This window comes from Pseudomonas sp. B20(2017), from assembly GCF_002113125.1.
GTDB lineage: Bacteria > Pseudomonadota > Gammaproteobacteria > Pseudomonadales > Pseudomonadaceae > Aquipseudomonas.
This window is the reverse complement of sequence record NZ_NEJP01000013.1, coordinates 36,375-61,062: the sequence shown is the minus strand read 5'-3', so window position 1 is coordinate 61,062 and position 24,688 is coordinate 36,375. Positions and strand designations below refer to the sequence as shown.

Sequence of the window (24,688 nt, the reverse complement as noted above, 5' to 3'; positions counted from 1 at the left end):
TTTAGGCCGATATGACACTTTGATCGGTTCGGGGGCAGTGCTTAACTGAAGCTCTGGCCGATCAAGGAGCCCCCGTCATGAACCTGCATCAGTTCGCCGAAACCCACGAAGTGACCAACCAGCCACCGTCGCTCGACGGCACCAACCTGTACCGCATCGACCTGCCTTTGCAGGAGTGGTCGCGACGGTTCGGCGCTGGCTGGGCCGAGTCGCGGATCGACGCCTACGGCGCGCTGGCCGGCGGGCCGCTGATGGAGGCCGGGTTCCTCGCCAATCAGAACAAACCGGTGTTCGCCAGCCATGACCGCTACGGTCATCGCATCGATCTGGTGGAATTTCATCCGGCGTATCACGAGCTGATGCGCACCGCCATCGAACATGGCCTGACGTCGTTGCCCTGGGCTCATCCACAGGACGGCGCCCATGTTGCCCGCGCTTCCATGACCTACCTGCACAGCCAGGCCGAGGCCGGCAGCGGTTGCCCGCTGACCATGACCTTTGCCAGCGTGCCCGCGATGCGTTTGCAGCCGAATCTGGCCGAACTATGGCTGCCGAAAATCCTCGCCACCGAATACGATCCGCGCAATGTCGGCATGGCCCACAAGGCCGGCGTGACCATCGGCATGGCGATGACCGAGAAACAGGGCGGCACCGACGTGCGGGCCAACACCACCAAGGCTTATCCAGTCGGCACCAGCGGCCCGGGCCAGGCCTATGAACTGGTGGGCCACAAGTGGTTCTGTTCGGCGCCGATGTGCGATGCGTTTCTGACGTTGGCGCAGACCGACAAGGGCTTGAGTTGCTTCCTCCTGCCGCGCCATCGCCCGGACGACACGCGCAATCAGTTCTATATCCAGCGTCTGAAAAACAAACTCGGCAACCAGTCCAACGCCTCCAGTGAGGTGGAGTTCCGTGGCGCGCTGGCGTGGATGGTCGGCGAAGAAGGGCGCGGCGTGCCGACCATCATCGAGATGGTGGCCATGACCCGTTTCGATTGCATGGTCGGTTCCAGCTCGCTGATGCGTCAGGCGCTGACCCAGGCCAGCCATCACTGCGCCCATCGCAAGGTCGGCGGCAAACTGCTCAGCGAACAACCGCTGATGCAGAACGTGCTGGCCGATCTGGCGCTGGAAAGCGAAGCCGCGCTGGCCCTGAGCCTGCGCATGGGCAAGGCGCTGGATCATCTGGACGATCGCCATGAAGCGCAATTCGCCCGATTGGTGACGGCGGTGGGCAAGTACTGGATCTGCAAACGTGCGCCGGGAATGATCAACGAAGCCGCCGAATGCATGGGTGGCGCCGGGTATGTCGAGGAGAGCATCCTCCCGCGGCTGTACCGCGAGGCACCGGTGAACTCGACGTGGGAAGGCTCTGGCAACGTGCAATGCCTCGATGTGCTGCGGGCGTTGTCGAAAGAGCCGGGCGTGCTTGATGTGTTGTTCAGCGAGTTGGGCGACGGCCATGGCGACAAGCGACTGGCTGCGCACATTCAGCAATTGCAGGCGCAGTTCAAGGACACCAGCGACATTCAGTACCGCGCGCGGCAACTAACTGAAGACATCGCCCTCGGGCTGCAAGCGAAGCTGCTGCTGGAGGCCGGGAATTCGGCGGTCAGCGATGCGTTCATTGCCAGTCGTTTGAACGGGGGCGGACGGGTCTACGGCGCGTTGCCGCGTGGGCTTGATGTCGAAGCCATCGTCGCCCGTTCGACACCGCAAGGTTTCTGAAGCATCCCTGTGGGAGCGGGCTTGCTCGCGAAGGGGCCGGTACATTCAACATCAATGTTGGCTGTGCTGACGCCTTCGCGGGCAAGCCCGCTCCCACAGGCCCGCCTATACCTGTCAGATTGATGAATTGCCACAACGCCACTGTTTCCGTGACGCCACGATGCAGGCAAGATGAAGCTCTGCAAGTCAGAACACAGGAAGCTGATCGTGACCGAAGCGTTTATTGTCGTTCAAACCGCCGAACAGGCCGTGGATCGTCTCGCCGAGCTGCATGAGCGGGCCACCACGGCGCTGAACTCGGCGCTCAAGCGTTATCTCAAGGATCGCGTCGAGCCCGACGCCGAGCAACGTGCCCTGTTCCGTTATCCCGAACTGCGTCTGACCTACCACTGCCAGGGCGAAGTCCCGCAAACCACCCGCGCCTACGCCAAGGTGCAGTTGCCCGGCACCTACAGCGTGACCGTCACCCACCCGGCGGCGTTTCGCAAATACCTGCTGGAACAGCTCACGCCGTTGATGCATGACTTCACCGTGACCGTCGAAGTCGGGGTCAGCGAGCAGAACATTCCGTACCCGTACGTGGTCGAGCAGGGCGATGAACTGGCCGGCTCGGGCGTCACTGCCGCCGTGCTGGCGCGAGTCTTTCCGAGTACCGACCTGTCCGCCGCCACCGACGGCATCGCCGACGGGCTCTACGACTGGGAAAACACCGATCCGCTGCCGCTGGCGCTGTTTGACGCCGCGCGCGTCGACTTCTCGCTGCGTCGGCTGGTGCACTACACCGGCAGCGACTGGCGCCATGTGCAGCCGTGGATCCTGCTGACCAACTATCACCGTTATGTCGACCAGTTCATCGTCCATGGTCTGGAGCAATTGCGCCGCGACCCGCGTTTTGTGCGCATGGTGTTGCCGGGCAACGTGATCATCGAAAAGGGCATGGATCACGGTGAAGCATCGGCGATTGCGGCCGGCGTGGTCTGGCACCGCTACCAGATGCCGGCCTATCACCTGATCGCCAGCGACGGCCACGGCGTGACCCTGGTAAACATCGGCGTCGGCCCGTCCAACGCCAAGAACATCACCGATCACCTGGCCGTGCTGCGTCCGCATTGCTGGCTGATGATCGGTCACTGCGGTGGCCTGCGTCAGTCGCAGACCATCGGCGACTATGTGCTGGCTCACGCTTACATGCGTCGCGACGGGATTCTCGACCGGGTGGTGCCGCCGAACATTCCGATCCCGGCCCTGGCTGAAGTACAGCTGGCGTTGCAGCAAGCAGCGGCCAACATCACCGGCGAGAAGGGTGAAGAGCTGAAGAAACGCCTGCGCACTGGCACCGTGCTGACCTACGACGACCGCAACTGGGAATTGCGCTGGGCCCAGGAGCGACCGCTGATCAACCTGTCCCGCGCCGTGGCGGTGGACATGGAAAGCGGCACCATCGCCGCCCAGGGTTATCGCCTGCGGGTTCCGTACGGCACGTTGCTGTGTGTTTCGGACAAGCCGCTGCACAGTGAAATCAAGCTGCCGGGTTCGGCCAACGCGTTCTACGAACGTGCGGTCAGCCAACACTTGAAGATTGGCATTGAAGCGGTGGATCTGCTGCGCACCGAACTCAACTCGCTGCACTCGCGCAAACTGCGCAGCTTCGACGAGCCGCCGTTCCGCTAACGGTTTGTCGTGGTCATTTGGCGGTCGGGGCACTAGCATTAGCAGCCCCGACCGTTAGATGTTCTTTTCGCCATGTCCCGTCCCCAACGTCCACCTTCCCGCCGCCCCGGCGCGAAGCCGTCCTCTTCAGCCCCGCGTCGTGTCGCCAAGGCACCACCGGCCGAGCCGAAGCTGATCCTGTTCAACAAACCGTTCGATGTGCTGACGCAATTCAGCGATGGTGAAGGTCGGGCGACGCTCAAGGATTACATCGACATTCCGGGCATCTACCCGGCAGGACGGCTGGACCGCGACAGCGAAGGTTTGCTGCTGCTGACCAACGACGGCCAGTTACAGGCGCGGATCGCCGACCCCAAACACAAGCTGGCGAAAACCTATTGGGTGCAGGTCGAAGGCGTGCCGACAGCCGAGCAGTTGCAGCGCCTGCGTGACGGCGTCGAATTGAATGACGGCATGACCTTGCCCGCCGAAGCGCGGCAACTGGATGAGCCCGAGCTGTGGCCGCGCAATCCACCGGTACGCTTTCGCGCAACGATTCCGACAACTTGGCTGGAACTGGTGATTCGCGAAGGACGCAACCGTCAGGTGCGGCGGATGACGGCGGCGGTCGGGCTGCCGACGTTGCGGCTGGTGCGGGTCAGGATTGGTGACTGGACGATCGAAGGGCTCGATCAGGGCCAGTGGAAAGAAGTGCCGGCGCGCTTATAAGGCGCCGGATTCGATCAGGCCGATCACTACGCTCTTGATGATGAACGCGGCCACGCCCAGGCCCAGTACGAAGAACAGAATGAACGAGCCGAAGCGCCCGGCCTTGGACTTCTTCGCCAGATCCCAGACGATGAAGCCCATGAAAATGATCAGGATGCTGACCAGACCAGTCATCATCCACTCTTCAAATACTGCTGGATCCATCGGGCATCTCCGGCGCTGCGCGGCTGAAAGGGCGGCCGGGAGTATACGCCAGCGACGAACGACGCAGCATTGACCTGCGTCGGTGTGCCGCAGTCATTCGTCGCCTGCACCGGCTTCTTCGCGAGCAAGCTCGCTCCCACAGGGAAATGCATTTCAAATGTGGGAGCGAGCTTGCTCGCGAAGGCGGTTTCAGCTGCGCAGATGAGTCAGCGGCAATTCCGTGCTGTTGAGCACCTGATTCAGCACAAAACTCGAGCGCACGCTGGTCACGCCTTCAATCCGCGTCAGATGCCCCAGTAGCAGCTTCTGATAGTGATCCATGTCCGGCACCACCACTTTCAGCTGATAGTCGGCATCCACGCCAGTCACCAGGCTGCATTCCAGCACTTGCGGCAAGGTGCGGATCGCCGCTTCGAAGTTCTCGAAACGCTCCGGCGTGTGCCGGTCCATGCCGATCAGCACGTAGGCGGTCAGGCTCAGACCGAGCATCTTGCGATCGAGCAGGGCGACCTGACGGGAAATGTAGCCGTCGTCCTCCAGTTGCTTGACCCGGCGCGAGCACGGGGAGGGCGACAGACCGATGCGCTCGGCCAGTTCCTGGTTGGAGATGCGGGCGTCGCGCTGCAATTCCGCCAAAATACTGAGGTCGTAACGGTCGAGTTTGCTCATCAAACGGTCCTTTGTCTTAACTATTGCGGCGGATTATCTATCCAGGGTTAAAAATTGCGCAAGTGATGTTTATTTGAGCAATCTTCGCAATCATCTGTCGCGGCTCCAGGCCTATTCTTAACACCAGAATCACTGCTCGGTAACACAGTCCACTGCGGCCCGCCCAATCCGGCCCGCCGCGGCCGCCACCCCCACCGGGGTTGTGCCGGCCCCCGAGCTGCACACTGTCCAGAAGACGGCGTGAGGTGAGCCGACGTCAAAAGCGTCGAGCCAGGACGAAGTTCTCTAGAAGGGAGGCCGACGGGTCTCCCTTTTTTCTTGCCCGCGATTTGGCCCATCTCGCTCAATAAATAAATGACGTGACTGATAACCTGTAGCAGAACCCGGTGTGCCCATCCCCGGTCTTAGCTACACGCCCTCTTAATTTCAGGCTCTAGTCCGCAGTGAGGAATTTCATGAAGTCGCGCATCTGGCGTCTGGCCAGTGTTGGTTTGCTGTGTGTGAGTGTCGGTGCGCAAGCGCTGGCGGATGAGCCGCAGAATCGCGGCCCCGACGGCGGCGGACGCGGGCCGGAGCATCAGGGCAACAATCAGGGGCATGGCGGCGGTGATCAGCAGCACGGCCAGAACAATCCGCAGCGGCAGAACAACGACATCATTCGTGGCGACAACAGCCGCCAGTTCGAGCACAACGGCCAGCAGAACCACGGCCAACCGAACAATGGCCAGTGGCAGAATCAGAATCAGCCACGTCCGGCCTACAATCCCAACCCGGTACGCCAGCCGCCACCGCCGCCGCAACTGCCGGCCAATGACCTGCCGATCCAGCCGCGCCCCGACACCGTGCGCCAGACCCAGGAACCGCGTCAGGGTTATTACCGCGACGAGCGTCCGCAGAATGGCTATCACCAGAACTGGCAGACCGGCAACCGTCCCAACGACAACCGCTGGCCGGGTCGTCCCGATGGGCATGGCAATGGTTGGGGCCCTGGCCCGCAGTACCGACCGGGCCATGTGATCGACCGTTTCCCGGATCGCGACTACCGCGTGCCGTATCGCGGACAGGATTATTTCTACTCCGGCGGCTATTGGTATCGCCCGCAAGGTCCGCGCTACATCGTGGTTCAGCCGCCGCGCGGGATTCGTATCCAGTACTTGCCGGATTACGCCCGTGAGGTATGGATCGGCGGTTCGCTGCTGTTCCTCGCTGCCGGCTCCTACTATGCCTATCAGGAAGCAACGCAGGATTACGTGGTGGTCGAACCGCCGGTACAGCAGCCACCGCAGCCGACCGGCAATGGTTATGACGTGGAGGCATATCCGGCCAACGGCCAGTCACCGGAGCAGGTTCAGCGCGATGGCTACGAGTGTTATCAATACGCGGTGCAGCAGAGCGGCTTCAACCCGCGCACCGCGACTTATCAACCGGCGCCCGAAGTGGTGCAGGCCTACCGCCAGGCCCAGGGTAATTGCCTGAGCAGTCGCGGTTATCAGGTCAACTACTGAGCCCGAGCGGCCTTGACCACTTCCTGCGGGTCGGCGTGCACCAGCACTTCGGCCTTTGGGTAGGCTTTGTGAATGGCATCTGCGGCCTGATCGCTGATGCCATGGGCGACTGACAGCGTCAGCTCCCCCGGCAATTCCAGGTGCAACTGCACGAACCAGTGATTGCCGGAAATCCGCGTGCGCAAATCATGCGCGCCCAACACGCCTGGCACGCCGCACGCCAGTTCGAGCATGTGCTGACTGACATCCGTCGGCAGCTCTTCATCCATCAGCACCGAAAAACTTTCCCGGGCGATCTGGATCGCGCTCCACAAAATGTACCCCGCGATTCCCAGACCGAACCACGCATCCAGTTGATCGAACCCCAAGCCGGCCATCACCAGCGCAATCAGAATGCTGCCGTTGAGTAACAGGTCCGAACGATAATGCAGCGAGTCCGCCCGCACGGCGTTGGAGCCGGTCTGCCTGATGACCCGATGCTGCAGCATCAACAGCGCGACAGTCAGCAGCAGGGAAAACACGATCACACCAATGCTCAGCCACGGCGCGCCGAGTGGCTCGGGATTTTTCAGGCGCTCATAAGCCTGAAACGCGATCAGCACCGCACTGCCGCCAATGAACAGTGCCTGGGCCATGCCCGCCAGGGATTCGGCCTTGCCGTGACCATAACGGTGATCGTCATCCGCCGGGCGCAGCGCGTAATGCACCGCCAACAGATTGAGCAACGAAGTGACGCCATCGAGGGCCGAGTCGGTGAGGCCGGCGAGCATGCTCACCGAACCGCTCAGCCACCAGGCGATGGCTTTGGCGATGATCAGCGTACAGGCCACCGCCACCGAGGCGCGGGTCGCCAGCCGCAGCAGGCGGGCGTGTTCGGTGCTTGTGGTCATGGGTGCGTCAATTCCTTATGCGGCAGGTTGCAGGCCGAACATCGCCAGTTGTTGGGTGCTGCCCTTGTGCTGGATCAGGCGCGGATCGTCCAGCGGCAGATTGCGGCCCAGCTCGGTTTCGAGAATAGCCTGCAACTTCAAGTTATCGACCTGACCGTCCGGGCCGATGGCTTGCTTGAGCTTGGCCGGATCGACCTGCGCCATGTGGCCCGGTTCGAAGTAGATCGCGCCGGTGGCGAAGTCCACGGCAAACGCGATTACGCCTGGAAGGATATAGAACAGCAGGCCCACGGCATCGAGCACGGCAATCGCCGGGTCGATCTTGCCGTCGATCTGGCCGCGCCGGTCGGGATAGAAAATCGAACCGCACGCGGTGATCTGAGTGAGCAGGGTGGCAACCAGTACACCGCCGATCAGGCGAAAAGGTAAGCGCATGGGAATCTCCTGAGTCATCTATTAACGAAGCGTCATCGTGTGAAGTTAAGACCCTGACGAACGCTCAGCAGTTCGCCGTTATACTCGCGGCGGCAGGGCGTGCCCACAGTAAATTGCGGCCCCGTCTCACCCCTATCGAAATACGTTGAGGATTGAAGTTGTTTTCTCCAGATCCATACCGCGTGATGGCTACCGAATTCTCTCGGGGTTCGGCCCTCCGGGCTAAAGCTGTGAGCGCGCCATGCTGCGTTGCGGGACTTGGTAAGGAAACGACCCTTACCTTCGTCCCGCGCCTTGCCTGGCACGCTCACAGCTTTAACGCGACTCGCAAATTACTGTGGGCACGCCCTGGGGAGCCAGCATGATTTCTTTGCCGATCGATGACGTTTTACCCGCCCTGCGTGAAGCCCTCGCGACACGCCATGAAGCCGTGCTCGAAGCACCGCCCGGCGCCGGTAAAACCACCCGCGTGCCCTTGGCCCTGCTCAATGAAGCGTGGCTGAACGGGCAGACCATTCTCATGCTCGAACCCCGCCGGCTAGCCGCGCGCGCAGCAGCGGAACGGCTGGCCAGCGAGCTGGGTGAGAAGGTCGGTGAAACCGTCGGTTATCGCATCCGCCTCGACAGCAAGGTCGGCCCCAACACACGCATCGAAGTGGTCACCGAAGGCATCCTCACCCGGCGCTTGCAGGACGACCCGGCGCTGGAAGGCGTGGGCCTGCTGATCTTCGACGAATTTCACGAACGCAGCCTCGACGCCGATCTGGCACTGGCCCTCAGTCTGAACGGTCGCGAGCTGTTTCGAGCTGAACAACCGCTGAAGATTCTGCTGATGTCCGCCACCCTCGAAGGCGAACGTCTGGCCGGGTTGCTCGACGACGCGCCGATCCTGCGCAGCGAAGGCCGGATGTTCCCGGTAACGATGCGCTGGGGCCGGCCGTTTCAGCCCGGCGAATACATTGATCAACGCGTCACGCAAACGGTGCTCGAAGCCCTGCACGATGAAACCGGCAGCCTGTTGGTGTTCCTGCCGGGGCAGGCGGAAATCCGCCGTGTTCATCAACAACTGGCGGACGCCATCGGTGAGCGTAGCGACGTGTTGCTCTGCCCGCTGCACGGCGAACTCGACCTGAATGCCCAGCGCGCCGCCATCGACCCCGCGCCGGCAGGCCAGCGCAAAGTGGTGCTGGCCACCAACATCGCCGAGACAAGCCTGACCATCAACGGCGTGCGTGTGGTGATCGACGCCGGGCTGGCGCGAGTGCCGCGTTTCGATCCGGGCAGCGGCATGACCCGCCTCGACACTCAGCGCATCTCCAAAGCCAGTGCCACCCAGCGTGCCGGCCGGGCCGGGCGTCTGGAACCGGGCGTGTGTTATCGGCTGTGGTCGCAGGATCAGCACGAACAACTGGCGGCGTATGGCAGTGCGGAAATTCTCTCGGCGGATCTCGCCGGGTTGGCCTTGCAGCTCGGACGCTGGGGCGTGGCGCCGAGTGATCTGATCTGGCTTGATGTGCCGCCGGCCGCTGCTTATGCACATGCTCAGGACCTGTTGCAGCGCCTCGGTGCACTGGACGGTGAAAGCCTCAACCGTCACGGGCAGGCCATGGCTGAATTGCCGGCGCACCCGCGCATCGCTCATTTGCTGTTGCGCGGTCAGGCACTGGGTCTGGCGAACATGGCGTGTGATGTCGCAGCGTTGCTCGGTGAGCGCGACATTTTGCGCGGTGCGGGGGCAGATCTGCACAGTCGTCTGGTGCTGCTGTCCGGCGAAGAACGCGCGGCACGCGGTGCTCAGGGTGGCGTGCAGCGCGCCCGGCAACTGGCGCGGCAATATCGCGGTTACCTTCGCGGTAAGGCGAGCGAGCCGGTCGCCGACCCGGATCACCCACGTTGGCTCGGCGCCTTGCTGGCGCTGGCTTACCCGGACCGCGTCGCCCAGCAGCGGCGGGCCGGCGGCGCCGAATATCGTCTGGCCAACGGCCGCGCGGCGCTGTTCGCCGAAGCCGACAGCCTGATGAAGGAGCCGTGGATCGTCATCGCCGACCTCGGCAGCCGGCAAGGTCAGCGTGAAGAACGGATTTATCTGGCGGCGGATTTCGATCCGACGCTGTTCGATTCGGTGCTGGCCGAACAGGTGCACATCGTCGATCAACTGGACTGGGACGAACGCGAAGGCGTGTTGCGCGCCGAGCGTCAGCGCAAGGTTGGCGAACTGATCCTCAGCCGCGAACCACTGACCGGTCTCGACGAAAACGCCCGCAATCAGGCACTGGTCAATCTGGTGCGCCGCAAAGGTCTGGAACTGCTGCCGTGGACCCCGGAACTGCGCCAATGGCAGGCGCGAGTCGCGCTGTTGCGCCAGCTCGATCTGGACGCCAGGGGCGACAGCCAATGGCCGGATGTCAGCGACGCGACGCTGCTGAAAACCCTCGAAGACTGGCTGATGCCGTACCTGGGCAAGGTCTCGCGCCTCAGCCATTTCGCCAACCTCGACTTGTCGAGCATCGTGCGCAATCTGCTGCCGTGGCCACTGCCGCAACAGCTCGACGAACAGGCGCCGCACCACCTGAGCGTGCCGTCGGGCTCGTCGATTCGCCTCGACTACAGCGAGCAGCCACCGATTCTCGCCGTGCGCTTGCAGGAGTTGTTCGGCCTCGCCGACACACCGCGCATCGCCGGCGGCCGGCAAGTGGTCAAGCTGCACCTGCTGTCGCCCGCACGGCGGCCGGTGCAGGTGACCCAGGATCTGGCCAACTTCTGGCGCAGCACCTATGCCGAAGTGAAGAAAGATCTGAAGGGGCGGTATCCGAAGCATTACTGGCCGGATGATCCGCTGGTGGCTGAAGCCACTGCTCGGGCCAAACCGCGTGGTACCTGATCTTTAGCGATTTATTGGCAACCCGCCTGGTTATGCAAGGCGGGTTGCCTGGCCTCTCACCGTGGGTAGAAGCCGCTCCACCTAATAGCAAGCACGTCCACAAAAGGTGAGTGCCTCGACCTCCCCTTTTTTACTGCCGGACAGACGCCAACTGGTGAATTTTCCCGCTGGCAAATCTGTACGCTTGACGACTTCCATGTGGAGAGTACGAGCGTGAGGGTCATTGGTTTCCAGCATGATTTCATCTCCCTTCACTGAGAAATGATCATGTAGCAGGAGAACTCCAAAACGATTGATGTTCCCATGCCGTTCCAGCAATGCATGAAGCTCGCTAATGAAGGTTGTATCCTCCGGGCCAAGTGGTTTCGCCTCTGCGAAGGAAGGGGTGCTGGATTGAGTATCGTCATTCATGACATTTGACTCCCTAAAGTAATCAATGTGAGGACCGGTCAAATACATGGTCATAGGCTTACGCCGGCCATTGCAGTCCGGTTACATCGAGCTCCTTTCAGATTGTCGCGTCTACTGTCAGAAATAACAGGTAGGTCGATTTAGCGATCAGCGGTCGCTGATAGCGATCTTTTGATTTTGAGCTTTCAAGCATTCGCCTTCGCGGTCAGCTGCTCCCGGCAATAATCGGCAAACAACTGCGCCGGTTTGGTCAGTTGTCCGCGTTTGAGCCACGCCGCCACCAGACCAGACCCGGTGACATCTTCGACGATGTCCACGCATACGACTTTCTTGCCATCGTAGGTGCATTCCGAATGCGGGCGGGTGACCAGGATCGAGAAGCCGAAACCCTGGCCGACCATGCCGCGCACCATTTCGATCGAGGGCGAGCTGAACTCGATGCGTGGCGACAGGCCGAGTTCTTCGAACAGGCTGACGAAGTAGGTGCGGCTCGGTTGTACGTCGAGCAGGATCATCGGTTCCAGGCACAAGTCCCGTAACGACACCTGCTTGAGCTGGGCGAAGCGGTGATCGGCCGGGAGCAGGGCATAAGGCCGCTGGGCCGGCATCAGCGGTTCGGTTTCGATGGTGGCGTCGAGGTCGTGCTTGTACAGGATCGCCAGGTCGAAGGTGCCCGAGGTCAGGCCTTGCACCAGTTCCTGTTGTTCGCCGTCGCGGATGCGGATCTTCACCCCCGGATACAGCGCCGAGAAGCCGGCAATCAGTTGCGGCAGGTACAGCGGCGCGACGGTTTCGAAGCAGCCGATATCGATCTGCCCGGCCACCACGTCGTTGTCGGCGAGGGCATTCTGTTCGAACTCCTTGGCCATGCGCAGCAGTTCCTGAGCCTTGCGGAAGAACCGTGCGCCGCTCGGCGTCAGGGACACGCCCTGGGCGTGATGGCGGATCAGCAGTTGCACGCCGAAGCTGTCTTCCAGCCCTTTGATCGCCGTGGAAATCGCCGGTTGCGCGATGTACAGCTTGCGCGACGCCTCGGCGACGCTGCCACATTCGACGGTGGTGATGAAGTATTTCAACTGACGCAGGTTGTAAGCAGCCACGGTGAACCTCAAAGCGAACGGATTGCACATCCAAGCAATTTGTAAGCCGCCGGCCTCCGTTCTGTCGGCGGTTTTTTTTGTCCCTGAACAATAGCCCCATACGCGCGCGAAGGGGCCATCGGCTGGTTACCTTTTTTATTGTCTGCGAAGACATTTTTACTGGTTTTAGCGCGCACGGGCCTGAGCGACTATCGACCCCGCACTGTTCTCAAAAGAATAAAAGTCCAAGGAGCAACCACCGTGTTCGAGCTTGCAGACTGGCAGCGCAAGGCCGCTGAATTGAGCTATCCGTACCAGGCCGTGATCGACGGCAAATTGCGTGCGGCGCAGTCGGGGCAGACCTTTGCCGCGATCAACCCGGCCACCGGCCAATTGCTGGCAAACGTCGCTGCGTGCGGTGAAGACGACGTCGATGCGGCGGTGCAGAATGCGCGGCAGGTGTTCGAGGCCGGCACCTGGGCCGGGCGTTCACCGAGCGAGCGCAAGCAAGTGCTGCTGCGGCTGGCGGATCTGATCCTGGCCCATCGCGAAGAGCTGGCGCTGCTCGATTCGCTGAACATGGGCAAACCGGTGATGGACGCTTACAACATCGACGTGCCGGGCGCCGCCGGGGTGTTCCGCTGGTACGCCGAAAGCCTCGACAAGCTTTACGATCAGGTCGCACCAAGTGCTTCGAACGTGCTGGCGACCATCACCCGCGAAGCGTTGGGTGTGGTCGCCGCCGTGGTGCCGTGGAATTTCCCGCTGGACATGGCCGCGTGGAAACTCGCCCCGGCGCTGGCGGCCGGCAACTCGGTCATTCTCAAACCCGCCGAGCAATCACCGTTTTCCGCATTGCGTCTGGCTGAGCTGGCGCTGGAAGCCGGGTTGCCGGCCGGTGTGCTGAACGTGCTGCCGGGGCACGGCGAACAGGCCGGCAAAGCCTTGGGCCTGCACCCGGATGTCGATTGTCTGGTGTTCACCGGCTCGACTCAGGTCGGCAAATATTTCATGCAGTATTCCGCGCAGTCGAACCTCAAGCAGGTGTGGCTGGAGTGCGGCGGCAAGAGCGCCAATCTGGTGTTCGTCGACTGCAAGGATCTGGATCTGGCGGCGCAGAAAGCCGCGTTCGGGATTTTCTTCAATCAGGGCGAAGTCTGCTCGGCCAACTCGCGATTGTTGGTGGAGCGCTCGATTCATGACGCGTTCGTCGAGCGACTGAAGGCTCAAGCCGAACGCTGGCAGCCGGGCGATCCCTTGGACCCGGCGAGTGCGGCCGGGGCGATCGTAGACACGCGTCAGACCGAAAGCATTCTGCGTTTCATCCATCAGGCCGAACGCGAAGGCGCGACCCGCGCCTGCGGCGGGCGGCAGCTGAGTTTCAACGGTTCGGACAACTTCGTTCAGCCGACGATTTTCACCGACGTGCAGCCGCACATGAGCCTGTTTCGTGAGGAAGTGTTCGGCCCGGTGCTGGCGGTGATTCCGTTCGATGACGAGGCGCACGCCTTGCGACTGGCCAACGACAGCGTCTACGGTCTGGCGGCGTCGCTGTGGAGCGATGATCTGCACCGCGCGCATCGGGTGGCGCGGCAATTGCGAGCCGGTACGGTGTCGGTCAACAGCGTCGATGCGCTGGACGTGACCGTGCCGTTCGGCGGCGGCAAGCAATCCGGTTTTGGCCGCGATCTGTCGCTGCACTCGTTCGACAAATACACCCAGTTGAAAACCACCTGGTTTCAACTGCGCTCATGACAGCCGCTCACAACAAAAAAGGAGATCCGGCGATGACCACCTCACGTGAAACCCGCGACTACCAGGCCGCCGATGCAGCGCACCACATTCACGCGTTCGTCGACCAGAAGGCCCTCAACGACGAAGGCCCACGGGTGATGGTGCGCGGCGAACGCCTGCATCTGTGGGACAACGACGGTCGGCGCTACCTCGACGGCATGTCCGGGCTGTGGTGCACCAACCTCGGCTACGGGCGCAAGGATCTGAACGCGGCGGCGAGTCGGCAACTGGAGCAGTTGCCGTACTACAACATGTTTTTCCACACCACCCACCCGCAGGTGATCGAGCTCTCCGAGCTGTTGTTCAGCCTGCTGCCGGGGCACTACAGCCACGCGATCTACACCAACTCCGGCTCCGAGGCCAACGAGGTGCTGATCCGTACCGTGCGCCGTTACTGGCAGGTGCTGGGCAAGCCTGAGAAGAAAATCATGATCGGCCGCTGGAACGGTTACCACGGTTCGACCCTGGCGGCGACGGCCCTCGGCGGCATGAAATTCATGCACGAAATGGGCGGGATGATTCCCGACATCGCGCACATCGACGAGCCGTACTTCTTCGCCCACGAAGGCAACCTGACCCCGGCGGAATTCGGTCTGCGAGCGGCGCAGCAACTGGAAGCGAAGATCCTCGAACTGGGCGCCGACAAGGTCGCCGGGTTCATCGCCGAACCGTTCCAGGGCGCGGGCGGGATGATCTTCCCGCCGGAAAGCTACTGGCCGGAAATCCAGCGCATCTGCCGCAAGTACGACGTGCTGTTGTGCGCCGATGAAGTGATCGGCGGCTTCGGTCGTACCGGCGAATGGTTCGCTCACGAATACTTCGGTTTCGAGCCGGACACCCTGTCCATCGCCAAGGGTTTGACCTCCGGTTACATCCCGATGGGTGGCCTGATCCTGTCGAAGAAAATGGCCGACGTGCTGGTGGAGCAGGGCGGTGTGTTCGCACACGGCCTGACCTATTCCGGGCACCCGGTGGCGGCAGCGGTGGCGATTGCCAACCTCAAGGCCCTGCGCGATGAAGGCGTGGTGGCGCGGGTCAAGGACGACATCGGCCCGTACCTGCAACAGTGCCTGCGCGAAGTGTTCGGCAATCACCCGTTGGTGGGCGATATTCAGGGCACGGGCATGGTCGCGGCGTTGCAACTGGCCGAAGACAAGGCCACGCGCAAGCGCTTTGCCAATGAGAACGACATTGCCTGGCGCTGCCGCACGATCGGTTTTGAGGAGGGGGTGATCATTCGCTCGACGTTGGGGCGGATGATCATGGCGCCGGCGTTGATTGCCAGCCGTGAAGAGATTGACGAGTTGGTGGGCAAGACCCTGAAAGCGATTGATCGTACGGCGCAGGAATACGGTCGGCTCTGAGATATTCGTAAGGCTCAAGAGCCCCTTCGCGAGCAAGCTCGCTCCCACAGGTTTATCAGTCGTTCACAAAATTTATGAACGATACCGGTTCCTGTGGGAGCGAGCTTGCTCGCGATTTGCGTCACCCGATTCAACATCGTTTTATCTGCCTTGCACCCCCTCCGTGCACCCCCGCCCGACGCGCCCTTTCGCGGTGCGCACTACCCAGTTTTTTCATCGTTCGCGTCTAACTATTTCCTCGTTTTCCTGACGCCAAGCCTGGGTCAACATCGATTTCGCCAGCCAAGGCATTGCCCGCCAGAGTCCAGCAGAGACCGCAGCGTGCATCCGCGCCGACGAGGCTGGCCGTACTGCCCATGACAACTAAATCAACAGCGTTGGGAGTGCTCCATGAACAAGTCCTTGTTTACCCGTCTTGCAGGTTCTCTGGCGATTTCCGCCCTCACCGTCACCGCCGCCCAGGCCGGCACCTTGTCGATCGGCCACACCACGTGGGTCGGTTACGGCACCCTGTATCTGGCCCAGGATCTGGGCTACTTCAAGGAAAACGGCCTGACCGTCGAATTGCCGGTGGTCGAAGAAGCGTCGATGTACATGGCCGCTCAGGCATCCGGGCAATTGTCCGGCTCGGCGTCGACGATCGACGAAGTGCTCAAGTACCGCCCGCAGTTTTGCTTCAAGGCCGTGGCCGCGTTGGATGACAGCCATGGTGGCGACGGTGTGCTGGTCGGTAAAAATGTGAAGAGCCTGCAAGAACTCAAGGGCCAGGCCGTGGCCGTCAACGAAGGGTCGACCTCGCAGTTCTGGCTCTCGTACCTGCTGAAAAAGAACGGCATGAGCATGAGCGACATCACCGTGCAGAACATGACTGCCGACGATGCCGCCACCGCGTTCATCGCCGGTCGTGTGCCGGCCGCCGTGACCTGGGAACCGCATCTGTCGATGGTGCGCGACAAGCAGCAGGGCAAGGTGCTGATCGACAGCAGCAGTACGCCGGGGGTGATCGTCGATGTGGTGGCGCTCAATTGCACGGTGATCGAGAAGCAGCCGGAGGACGTCAAGGCGCTGGTCGCCGGTCTCTACAAAGCCGTGCAGTACACCAAGGACCATCCACAGAAAGCCTACGAAATCATGGCCAAGGGCGTCGGCGGTTACCTGTCCGATCCGAAGGAACTGGCCGCCGCCGCGCAAGGCGTTCGCTTCTACGATCAGGCCATGAGCGAAAAACTCCTTGGCTCACCGGGCAAGCCGGGTGACAGCGCACCGCTGATCAAACTGGCCAACGAAACCGCCAGCGAATTGCAGGGCAAGCCCTACAACGTCAGCAACGACGATCTGGTCGACAACCGTTTCGTCAGCCCGCTCTAGGAGACTGGTCATGTTCAAGCGCAATTCATGGCTGAGCCGCTGCATCACGCCGAAAACCGGACTGCCGGTGCCGGTGGTGTGGAGCGCCAGCGGTCTGGCCTGGGTGTTGCTGGTCGGCCTGTGGGCCGGGTTGTCCTACGGCGGCATCGTGCCGGGGATGTTCCTGCCCACGCCCGGCGCGGTGGTTGAAGCCGCCGTGCGCCTCAGCCGCGACGGCACCCTAGGCCAGCATGTCTGGGCCAGTGTCGAAGTGGTGATGGTCGGTTTCATCGTGTCGTCGCTGGTGGCGGTGCCGCTGGGCTTGCTGATGGGCAGCTTCCGCATCGTCCAGGCGTTCCTCGAACCGCTGGTCAACTTCATCCGCTACTTGCCGGTGACCTCGTTCGTGCCGTTGTTCATCCTCTGGATCGGCATCGGTCTGGAGCAGCGGGTTTCGGTGATCATTTTCGGTGTGTTCTTCCAGCAACTGGTGATGATCGCCGACGTGTCCAAAGGCATTTCCAAAGACTTGATCAACGCCTCTTACACCCTCGGTTCCAACCGGCGTGACGCGGTGCTGCACGTGATCGCCCCGGCGTCGTTGCCCGGCGTGCTCGACACCTTGCGGGTGACCATGGGTTGGGCCTGGACGTATCTGGTGGTCGCCGAACTGGTCGCCGCCTCGAGCGGCCTCGGCTACTTGAGCCTCAAGGCCATGCGCGGCTTTCAGGTCGACGTGATTTTTCTCGCCATCGCGATCATCGGCCTGCTCGGCCTGGTCACCGATCAACTGTTTCGCTTCTTGCGTTTGAGGATTGCCGCATGGGCTCAGTAACCGCTGCCAACCGTCGTTTCATCGAGCCGGTCGCCGCACCGGCGCACGCCGCGCCAAGGTTGCAGGTGGACAAGGTCAGCCTGCGTTACAGCAAGCCCGGCGGCGGAACCTTCACCGCGCTGGAAGAAGTGTCGTTCGAAGTGCCGGATCAGCAGTTCGCGGTGCTGGTCGGGCCGTCGGGCTGCGGCAAGTCGAGCCTGCTGTACCTCACCGCCGGCCTGGCCGAGCCGACGTCCGGCGAGATCTACGTCGGCGGTCAGCAAGTGCAGGGCCCCGGCGCGGATCGCGGGATGGTGTTCCAGAGCTACACGCTGTTTCCGTGGCTGACCGTGCGGCAGAACGTCGAGTTCGGCCTCAAGCGTCGTGGGATGCCGGCGGCCAAGCGCAAGGAGATTGTCGATCACTATGTGCATGAAGTCGGCTTGTCAGGATTTGCCGACAACTATGCCAAGCAACTGTCCGGCGGCATGATGCAACGGGTGGCGATTGCCCGGGCACTGGCCAACGACCCGCAGATCCTGCTGATGGACGAACCCTTCGGCGCCCTCGACAGCCAGACCCGTCTGCAAATGCAGCAACTGTTGCTGCGGGTGTGGGGCAACAGCAAGAAAACCGTGCTGTTCGTCACCCACGACATCGACGAAGCGATCCTGCTCGGCGATCGGGTGTATGTGATGGGCGCGAGGCCTGGACGGATCAAGCAGATTCTGGACGTGCCGATCGAGCGCCCACGTACGCTGGACATGGTGATGGAGCGCTCGTTCATCGACATGAAGCGGCAGATCTTCGGGCTGTTGCACGATGATCTCGAAGAAGCTCATTGAGACCATCATCCATCGTGTGGGAGCGAGCCTGCTCGCGATGGCGGAATATCAGTCAGAAAACCTTCGCCTGACACTCCGCTATCGCGAGCAGGCTCGCTCCCACAGAGACGGCAGTCAGTTGGGTGGCAGGAGGAACTTCGCAATCACCGGCAGATGATCGGAAATGCGCAATGTATCGTCCTGCCGCACCGTGGCTTCGACCCGTTTGATCTTCGGGCTGTAGAACAGGTAATCGACCGTGCGGTCCGGGCCGTTGAGGCCGGGATCGTTGGGGTAATGGGTCAGCCACTTGGCGCGGTCGATGCCGCTGGCTTCGTTGTTGGTCGGGATCATCGGGTATTTGTCCCACAACACATGCAGCGCACTGTCGGCGGAGTACGGCGTGCGCTGCTCGGTGGGCAGGCGCCGGTACTGGCCGAGCGGCAACAGGTTGAAGTCGCCGCCGATCAGCCACGGCGTGCCGTGGCTTTCGTGTTTGTCGAGGACCTTGGCCACCGCTGTCACCTGCGCCTGCAAGGTGTCGTCCGGTTGGGTCGCACGATCCAGGTGCGTGTTGAACACCACCAGTTGCCCGCCATCGCTGAGCGGCAGGGTGGTGGCGAGCAGAGCGTTTTTCGGCTGGAACTGACGGCTGATGATGTTCGACGGCTGCACCGGCAATTGCAGGCGCTCGGCGTGTTCGATGCGGTAGCGGCTGAGGGTGGCGAGTTGCCGGCCGACGCTGCCGAAGATGTGTGGATCCGGGACGAAATCGGCCTTCCAGTCGAAGGCGTGGGCGCTGCACGGGTAGAGGTCGGTGAGGCGTTCCCGCAATAGCTTGAGCTGGTTCTGATAGTCACTGGCCTTGGCGCCGTCATCCAGTTCCTGCAACAGCACCACGTCGGGCTGTTCGTCGCGGATCACCCGCGCCACTTCATCGAGGCTGAATGCCATGTCTTCCGGGGTCGGGGCTTCGTCGTCGCCTTGCGCCAGGTCATTCCAGAACACGTAGCGCTTGCCGGCCAGGTATTGCACGTTCCAGGTCATGACTTTCAGCGCCTGGCCGGGTACCAGCGTCGGCGGTTGCCCGGTGCAACTGACCGGCAGGGTTTCCCGGGCGTCGGGGCGCCAGGTCAGGCTGAAAATCATCACGCCGATCAGGGCAACGGCCAGCAGCACGGAGAGCAGGATGTAGCGCAGTAGACGGGTCATGGCTCGGCTTATAGCGATACGGAAGTGGTCCCGAGCATACCCGAGACCCATCGATCAGCCCAAGCGCGGCGCAGTCAGACTATTCCGTCACGTTTGTCGGGCAATTCGCTGATCAGCATGAACAGGCGGAACAGCACCACGCTGGTGAACAGTTGCAGGAAGCTGTGACCACTGTCGATCAGCACCGCAATCAATGGATTCTGCGGATCGGGATAGACCTGCAGGGTCAGGCCCTTGAGCAGCCACAACGGCCCCATCACACACAGGATGCACACCAGAATCCGCAGAAAATGCCCACGGCTCAGGCGCAGGCTTTCCTTCATCGCCTGCAACGGGCCGTAACCGCGCAGCACCAGCAGATACTCACCGAAGGCCAGAGTGACCATCAGCCACAGCCCCGGCAGGAAATACAGCGACAGACCGAGCAGGATCAACAGCGTGTTCAGCGCCGTCAGCAGGGCAAAGCGCGGCCATAGGCGAGCGGCCATCGCCAGCAGATCGCGGGTTTGCGGGGATTCGCCGCGGGTGCGGGCATCGAGAAACAGAATCAGCGCTGCGGTGTACAGCGGATAGACCAGCAGGCCGACGATGACGCTGATGGCCGAGTAACCGTCCGGGTCGCTGGCATGATCGACCACCTGTTGCAGCGCAGCTTCGAAAATCACCAGCGGCAGACACAACTGGACGATCCGGGCCAGATTGCGTTTGAAGAAATACAGGGAGTCGCGCAGCACATCGAAGGCATTCATCAGTCGGTATCGCAGGTCAAAAACAGTGGCCCACTTTAACCGATGATCCGTTTCGCTGCGCAAACGTAAACGTTCGGTAAAGGTCATTGAAACATCCGGTCACTGTCTCCATTACAGAGAGGCACCTCCTCCGACGTGGACGAGGGCAACGTTATCCCCGGCAATCTACGAGGTCGCCATGAACAGCGAAGAACAAACCCTGATCGATGGACTGTTTTCCCGGCTGCAACAGGCCGAAACGGAGGCAGCCCCGCGCGACGCCCAGGCTGAGGCGCGGATCAAGGAACACCTGACGCGCCAGCCGGCCGCAGGTTATTTCATGACCCAGGCGATTCTGGTGCAGGAGGCTGCCCTCAAGAGCCTCGACGAACAAAACAAGCAACTGACTCAACAGGTCAAGCAATTGCAGGCCGAACTGCAATCGGCCAAGGCGCAGAGCGCGCCGCCGGCCTCCAGCGGTGGTGGCTTCCTGTCGAGCATCTTCGGTGGCAGCAGCTCGCGCCCGGCGCCGACCCAGAGCGCCCCGGCCTCCACTGGCGGCTGGCGTGAACCTGCACCGCAGCAGAACTTCGGTGCGCCTGCGCCACAACAGAACTTCGGCGCGCCACCACCGGGTTATGGCCAGCAACAAGCGGCCCCGGCGGCGGGCAGCAGCTTCCTCGGCGGCGCCCTGAAAACAGCGGCCGGTGTGGCCGGTGGCGTAATGTTGGCACAAGGCATCAGCAGCCTGTTCCATCACAACCAGCAGCCGGAAGAAATCGTCGAAGTCATCAAGGAAGAGCCAGCTCAGGTCAACGACCAGAGCAACAACGGATGGGGCGATGACCAGCGCATGGCCAACAACGATTCCTACGGTAATGACCAGGGCGGCTATACCGACACCGACTACAGCGACGACAACTCATCGTTCTTCGATGACGACGATTCCTTCGTCTGATCCGTCTTCCAGGGCATGACATTGACCTGTGGGAGCGAGCCTGCTCGCGATGGCGTCCGTTCAGCCAATGTTTTCGGCGACTGAAGCGCCGCTATCGCGAGCAAGCTCGCTCTCACGGGACAAGTCTTCTCACCATTCGTCCGGGGCGCCTGATCGCCCCGGGCCGATTATTCGCGGAACCTTCCTTCGGGCTGGCATACTGAGCGCCTTTTTCGGGCCGTGGTGCCTGATCCGGCTCATGCGCGTCAGCGCTCACAGGAACTCCGGTGAAAAAAATCGCAGTGTTCGCCGATGTGCAGAACCTCTACTACACCGTGCGTCAGGCCTATGGTTGTCACTTCAACTACGCGGCGTTGTGGGCGGATGTCAGCCAGCACGGGCAGATCGTCGAGGCCTACGCCTATGCGATCGACCGGGGCGACAGCAAACAGCAGCAGTTCCAGCAGATCCTGCGCAACCTCGGTTTCACCGTGAAACTCAAACCCTACATCCAGCGCAGCGACGGCTCGGCCAAGGGCGACTGGGACGTGGGCATCACCCTCGACATCATGGACGCCGCCGACCACGTCGACGAAATCGTCCTGGCCTCCGGTGATGGCGATTTCGACATGCTGCTCGAACGCATCATCAACAAACACGGCGTGCAAGCGGTGGCCTACGGCGTTCCCGGCCTGACCGCCAACTCGCTGATCCGCGCCGCCAGCCGCTACGTGCCGATCGAAGGCGCGCTGCTGTTGAAAAATTGAGCGCAAGCTCAAGTATTGATTTGGACGGAGTACCACCCGGTTTGGAACGCATTGCAGTCATCGACTTTGAAACCACCGGCATCTCGCCGAGCAGCAACTGCCGGGCCACGGAAATCGCCGTGGTCATGCTGGAAAACGGCCGCATCGTCGAGCGTTACCAGAGCTTGATGAACGCCGGCGTGCGCGTCCCGGCCTTCATCGAACAACTCACCGGCATCAGCAACGCCATGCTGCGCACCGCGCCTTCGGCCGAAAAGGTGATGAACGAAGTCAACGAATTCGTCGGTTGCACACCCCTGCTGGCGCACAACGCCGCCTTCGACCAGAAGTTCTGGGACTTCGAACTGGGCCGGATCAAACGCACCCGTTTGCAGAACTTCGCCTGCTCGCTGCTGCTGGCGCGCCGATTGATGCCGGCGGCGCCGAACCACAAGCTCGGCACGCTCACCACGTTTGCCCAGTTGCCGCATACCGGCCAGGCGCACAGGGCGATGGCGGATGCGGAGATGGCGGCGAATTTGCTGGCGCATCTGGCGGATGAGTTGCGGCGCAAGCATGGGGTGCGCGAGCTATCGCACGACTTGCTGTGCAAATTGCAGAAAGTCCCGGCTGCTAAAGTCGGCGAACACTTGCAGCGTTATCGTTGACTTCAGGTCTCAGGGACCGCAGCCTGAGACAGCTCCCGGTTTGACGACTATCACGTAAGAGCTGTCGAAAGGTTGCGAACTTTCTGCGTCAGGCCAGACTGGCAAATTGTTGACTATCGACTTTGCTCACCGGCGTGAAGCCCGTTGTTTTCTTGAAGTTCATGGTGTGTACAAAGTTCTTCATCGAGTCTGAAGGGTCGATGCTTTGCATGTTGAGTTTGAACAGCGTGTCTCGAGAAATAGCGACACTGAGGATAGGTTGATCCTCCAGATGGCCAGTTGCGGAGTTAAGAAGTGAGTCAACGGCAGTCACGATGACCATGCGTTCTGGAAGGATACTGAGCAACTCCTGGCCTACTCGCAGAACGCAGCTACACACATAGTCCTGCAGCAGTTCGTTGAACTTGCTGATCGGCATCTTTTTAACGGAGATTTTCCCGCTCTGCAGCAGTGACTTGATCTCCTGTGGAATCACTTTCTCACCGTGAACCGAAAGCGTGCATTCAAAGATGCCGGTTTCTCCAACCGAGAAAGTGATGGAGGTGCCGAGGTGTGAGATATCCGTGAAAGGGTTCACTTGCATGACGGCATCAATCTTGGATTGGCCGTTACCGGCGAGCACTCCCGTCGCAAGATCGTAATCTTCCTGCCATTCGCGATGCTGCGCTTCCCACTCTTTCAATTTTTCAGCCAGTTTCTGCCTGTCTTTGGCCACTGCTGCGGGAATGGCTTCCTCAAGCTTTCTGCGCTTTCTGGCTTCCAGTTTCAAAGTGCGAATAATGAAGCCCGGTTTGTAATTGGAGTGTTTCTCTTTGGCCTGGATTTCGTGAGTATTGAGCTCTACGGGTTTGATCGGTGCCGGTTGGCTTACGAACTCACCCCAGTTGATCTGTTCGCCACAATCCTTGTGCACTGAAAGCAGCAGTTCAATGTGGTTTTCGTAGACTTCAACTTCATGCGCAGCCTGCTCGCGAGCCTCCATTTTCGCGAACTCTTTCTGTCGTACTTCCAGTTCACGTTGGCGTCGTTTCGAATTTCGTTCGGCTCTTCGCGCTGACGCTTGCATCGAGCGTAGGGTTCCCTTCCAAGTCATCGCTGAGTTCCTCTCTTTATTATTGAAATCTTGTTTTTACGAGCGCCGAAGATCGACCTTTTGCAGGACATTATCGGTCGGATCTGGCGGTGTCCATAGGCCACAGAAATCTCGTGTACATAGGCTGTTTAGCCGTGTGTAGCGTTTGCCGAAGTGTCCTACCGAATGTTAGGGATAATCTGTCTTGAGCTCCAACAAGCCCACCGATAACCTCTGTTCGTCGCTGCCAATTCAGCGACCGGGACTGCAAGCCCGCCGATAGTTTGTTAGGCACTGACCGGTGCACCTATAATCGCGTCGCTCTTTTGGCGACCAACGATTTTATGGTGGCTGTGTGCGGGAGACCTTCGGGTCTGCCGAGGTTGCCTAACGACTCGGTCTTGCAGACCCGTGCACAGCCGCCACCCATCATCTGCAAGTGATGCTGGCGGCTCCAACTTTCGTTAGGTGATTTGCCATGATCAAAGTAATTCCCAACGCTCCAAAAAAAACCGGCTCGTCATTCAGCCGTGAGTCACTCGTAAAACCCCAAACCTTCATCCGCCACCACATCCAACTGCAAGCCGCTCTGGTACATGGCGAAGCCTGGTTCTGTGCCCGAGGTATTGGTCGTCTCATGGGGCTGGAAATCAATGACCGGCAAGTGCTCAAGCTTGATTCGGATCAGCGACGTACGATTTGCCTCTCGGGACCTGATGACACTCAGGAAACCCTGATGCTCAGCGAGTCAGGTGTCTATGCAATGCTGGTTTATCACTACTCTCCGGAAAACCGCCATCTACGCCGTTGGCTGACTCATGAGGTAGTGCCGTTACTGCACGAGGATGTGTTGTCTTCTTTCAGTCCGCGCCCGCATCTGCAGTTGATGCTGTGTGCGGGGCAGACCTTGAAGCTGCTGCATTGGCGCAATGAGCCGTGGATACGCTTGCGGGATATGCCCAGTCTCTTGACTCAAGAAGGTTGCAGCTACAGCTGAAAAAC

23 protein-coding genes are annotated in these 24,688 nt (G+C 61.1%); 14 read left to right on the top strand and 9 right to left on the bottom strand.

What is annotated here, in order from left to right; genetic code table 11:
* Window positions 1-77 precede the first annotated feature (77 nt).
* From CAF63_RS19320 to CAF63_RS19310, 3 genes are all read left to right on the top strand, one after another.
* Window positions 78-1,727 carry an acyl-CoA dehydrogenase family protein gene (locus tag CAF63_RS19320; protein WP_085687916.1) on the top strand — a complete coding sequence of 550 codons (1,650 nt, stop codon included), beginning with the start codon at window positions 78-80 and terminating at the stop codon, window positions 1,725-1,727.
* 171 nt (window positions 1,728-1,898) lie between these two features.
* The gene (amn, locus tag CAF63_RS19315; RefSeq protein WP_162130486.1) at window positions 1,899-3,398 is read left to right on the top strand and encodes an AMP nucleosidase; all 1,500 of its coding nucleotides are present in this window, start codon (window positions 1,899-1,901) and stop codon (window positions 3,396-3,398) included.
* 72 nt (window positions 3,399-3,470) lie between these two features.
* On the top strand, window positions 3,471-4,106 hold the full coding sequence (locus CAF63_RS19310) for a pseudouridine synthase (RefSeq protein WP_085687914.1): 636 nt from the start codon (window positions 3,471-3,473) through the stop codon (window positions 4,104-4,106).
* On the opposite strand, the gene CAF63_RS19305 is transcribed toward CAF63_RS19310, so the two are convergent.
* Both CAF63_RS19305 and CAF63_RS19300 read right to left on the bottom strand, forming a co-directional pair.
* Window positions 4,101-4,310, bottom strand: coding sequence for a DUF2788 domain-containing protein (locus tag CAF63_RS19305; protein WP_003228500.1), 210 nt, complete (start codon window positions 4,308-4,310; stop codon window positions 4,101-4,103). The genes CAF63_RS19310 and CAF63_RS19305 overlap by 6 nt on opposite strands.
* A 189-nt stretch (window positions 4,311-4,499) precedes the next feature.
* A complete protein-coding gene (locus CAF63_RS19300) occupies window positions 4,500-4,979 on the bottom strand; it encodes an Lrp/AsnC family transcriptional regulator (RefSeq protein WP_007909658.1) in 480 nt (159 codons plus the stop codon).
* A gap of 455 nt (window positions 4,980-5,434) precedes the next feature.
* On the opposite strand from CAF63_RS19300, the gene CAF63_RS19295 reads away from it, so the two are divergent.
* Window positions 5,435-6,484: a DUF6515 family protein gene (locus CAF63_RS19295; protein WP_085687912.1), complete on the top strand. Its 1,050-nt coding sequence runs from the start codon at window positions 5,435-5,437 to the stop codon at window positions 6,482-6,484.
* Here the strand turns inward: CAF63_RS19295 and CAF63_RS19290 are convergent.
* Together CAF63_RS19290 and CAF63_RS19285 are read right to left on the bottom strand one after the other, a co-directional pair.
* On the bottom strand, window positions 6,478-7,374 hold the full coding sequence (locus tag CAF63_RS19290; RefSeq protein WP_085687910.1) for a cation diffusion facilitator family transporter: 897 nt from the start codon (window positions 7,372-7,374) through the stop codon (window positions 6,478-6,480). The genes CAF63_RS19295 and CAF63_RS19290 overlap by 7 nt on opposite strands.
* 15 nt (window positions 7,375-7,389) lie before the next feature.
* Window positions 7,390-7,809, bottom strand: a complete 420-nt coding sequence (locus CAF63_RS19285) for a polyribonucleotide nucleotidyltransferase (RefSeq protein WP_085687908.1) — start codon at window positions 7,807-7,809, stop codon at window positions 7,390-7,392.
* A 361-nt stretch (window positions 7,810-8,170) separates the two neighbouring features.
* Here CAF63_RS19285 and hrpB point away from each other — a divergent pair, with 361 nt between their 5' ends.
* Window positions 8,171-10,690: an ATP-dependent helicase HrpB gene (hrpB, locus tag CAF63_RS19280; RefSeq protein ID WP_085687906.1), complete on the top strand. Its 2,520-nt coding sequence runs from the start codon at window positions 8,171-8,173 to the stop codon at window positions 10,688-10,690.
* A gap of 81 nt (window positions 10,691-10,771) precedes the next feature.
* Here hrpB and CAF63_RS19275 read toward each other — a convergent pair whose 3' ends face one another.
* Window positions 10,772-11,101: a hypothetical protein gene (locus tag CAF63_RS19275; RefSeq protein ID WP_143492474.1), complete on the bottom strand. Its 330-nt coding sequence runs from the start codon at window positions 11,099-11,101 to the stop codon at window positions 10,772-10,774.
* Window positions 11,102-11,286: 185 nt separating this feature from the next.
* On the bottom strand, window positions 11,287-12,201 hold the full coding sequence (locus CAF63_RS19270; RefSeq protein WP_085612568.1) for a LysR family transcriptional regulator: 915 nt from the start codon (window positions 12,199-12,201) through the stop codon (window positions 11,287-11,289).
* Window positions 12,202-12,441: 240 nt separating this feature from the next.
* Between CAF63_RS19270 and CAF63_RS19265 the strand changes: the two genes are divergently transcribed.
* The 5 genes from CAF63_RS19265 to CAF63_RS19245 all read left to right on the top strand — a co-directional run bounded on the left by CAF63_RS19265 (window position 12,442) and on the right by CAF63_RS19245 (window position 18,344).
* Window positions 12,442-13,935 (top strand): aldehyde dehydrogenase, encoded by a 1,494-nt coding sequence (locus CAF63_RS19265; protein WP_085687902.1) that lies wholly within the window; start codon window positions 12,442-12,444, stop codon window positions 13,933-13,935.
* Between the two features lie 32 nt (window positions 13,936-13,967).
* The gene (locus CAF63_RS19260) at window positions 13,968-15,338 is read left to right on the top strand and encodes an aspartate aminotransferase family protein (RefSeq protein ID WP_085687900.1); all 1,371 of its coding nucleotides are present in this window, start codon (window positions 13,968-13,970) and stop codon (window positions 15,336-15,338) included.
* Window positions 15,339-15,728: 390 nt separating this feature from the next.
* Entirely contained in the window at window positions 15,729-16,706 is a 978-nt protein-coding gene (locus CAF63_RS19255) for an ABC transporter substrate-binding protein (protein WP_085687898.1), read from the top strand.
* A 10-nt stretch (window positions 16,707-16,716) separates the two neighbouring features.
* Window positions 16,717-17,520 carry an ABC transporter permease gene (locus tag CAF63_RS19250; protein ID WP_007958721.1) on the top strand — a complete coding sequence of 268 codons (804 nt, stop codon included), beginning with the start codon at window positions 16,717-16,719 and terminating at the stop codon, window positions 17,518-17,520.
* Window positions 17,508-18,344 (top strand): ABC transporter ATP-binding protein, encoded by an 837-nt coding sequence (locus tag CAF63_RS19245; protein ID WP_085687896.1) that lies wholly within the window; start codon window positions 17,508-17,510, stop codon window positions 18,342-18,344. The genes CAF63_RS19250 and CAF63_RS19245 overlap by 13 nt, the downstream gene beginning before the upstream one ends.
* Window positions 18,345-18,458: 114 nt before the next feature.
* On the opposite strand, the gene CAF63_RS19240 is transcribed toward CAF63_RS19245, so the two are convergent.
* Both CAF63_RS19240 and CAF63_RS19235 read right to left on the bottom strand, forming a co-directional pair.
* Entirely contained in the window at window positions 18,459-19,535 is a 1,077-nt protein-coding gene (locus tag CAF63_RS19240) for an endonuclease/exonuclease/phosphatase family protein (RefSeq protein WP_085687894.1), read from the bottom strand.
* Between the two features lie 74 nt (window positions 19,536-19,609).
* On the bottom strand, window positions 19,610-20,284 hold the full coding sequence (locus CAF63_RS19235) for a YciC family protein (protein WP_085688088.1): 675 nt from the start codon (window positions 20,282-20,284) through the stop codon (window positions 19,610-19,612).
* 178 nt (window positions 20,285-20,462) lie between these two features.
* On the opposite strand from CAF63_RS19235, the gene CAF63_RS19230 reads away from it, so the two are divergent.
* The 3 genes from CAF63_RS19230 (at window position 20,463) to CAF63_RS19220 (ending at window position 22,614) form a co-directional block, all read left to right on the top strand.
* A complete protein-coding gene (locus CAF63_RS19230) occupies window positions 20,463-21,221 on the top strand; it encodes a DUF2076 domain-containing protein (RefSeq protein ID WP_085687892.1) in 759 nt (252 codons plus the stop codon).
* Window positions 21,222-21,487: 266 nt separating this feature from the next.
* The gene (locus CAF63_RS19225) at window positions 21,488-21,967 is read left to right on the top strand and encodes an NYN domain-containing protein (protein WP_007958730.1); all 480 of its coding nucleotides are present in this window, start codon (window positions 21,488-21,490) and stop codon (window positions 21,965-21,967) included.
* 41 nt (window positions 21,968-22,008) lie between these two features.
* Window positions 22,009-22,614: a PolC-type DNA polymerase III gene (locus CAF63_RS19220; protein WP_085687890.1), complete on the top strand. Its 606-nt coding sequence runs from the start codon at window positions 22,009-22,011 to the stop codon at window positions 22,612-22,614.
* Window positions 22,615-22,702: 88 nt separating this feature from the next.
* Here the strand turns inward: CAF63_RS19220 and CAF63_RS19215 are convergent, their stop codons facing one another.
* Window positions 22,703-23,707, bottom strand: a complete 1,005-nt coding sequence (locus tag CAF63_RS19215; RefSeq protein ID WP_085687888.1) for a hypothetical protein — start codon at window positions 23,705-23,707, stop codon at window positions 22,703-22,705.
* A gap of 457 nt (window positions 23,708-24,164) precedes the next feature.
* Between CAF63_RS19215 and CAF63_RS19210 the strand changes: the two genes are divergently transcribed.
* Window positions 24,165-24,683: a Bro-N domain-containing protein gene (locus CAF63_RS19210; RefSeq protein ID WP_085687886.1), complete on the top strand. Its 519-nt coding sequence runs from the start codon at window positions 24,165-24,167 to the stop codon at window positions 24,681-24,683.
* Window positions 24,684-24,688 lie beyond the last annotated feature (5 nt).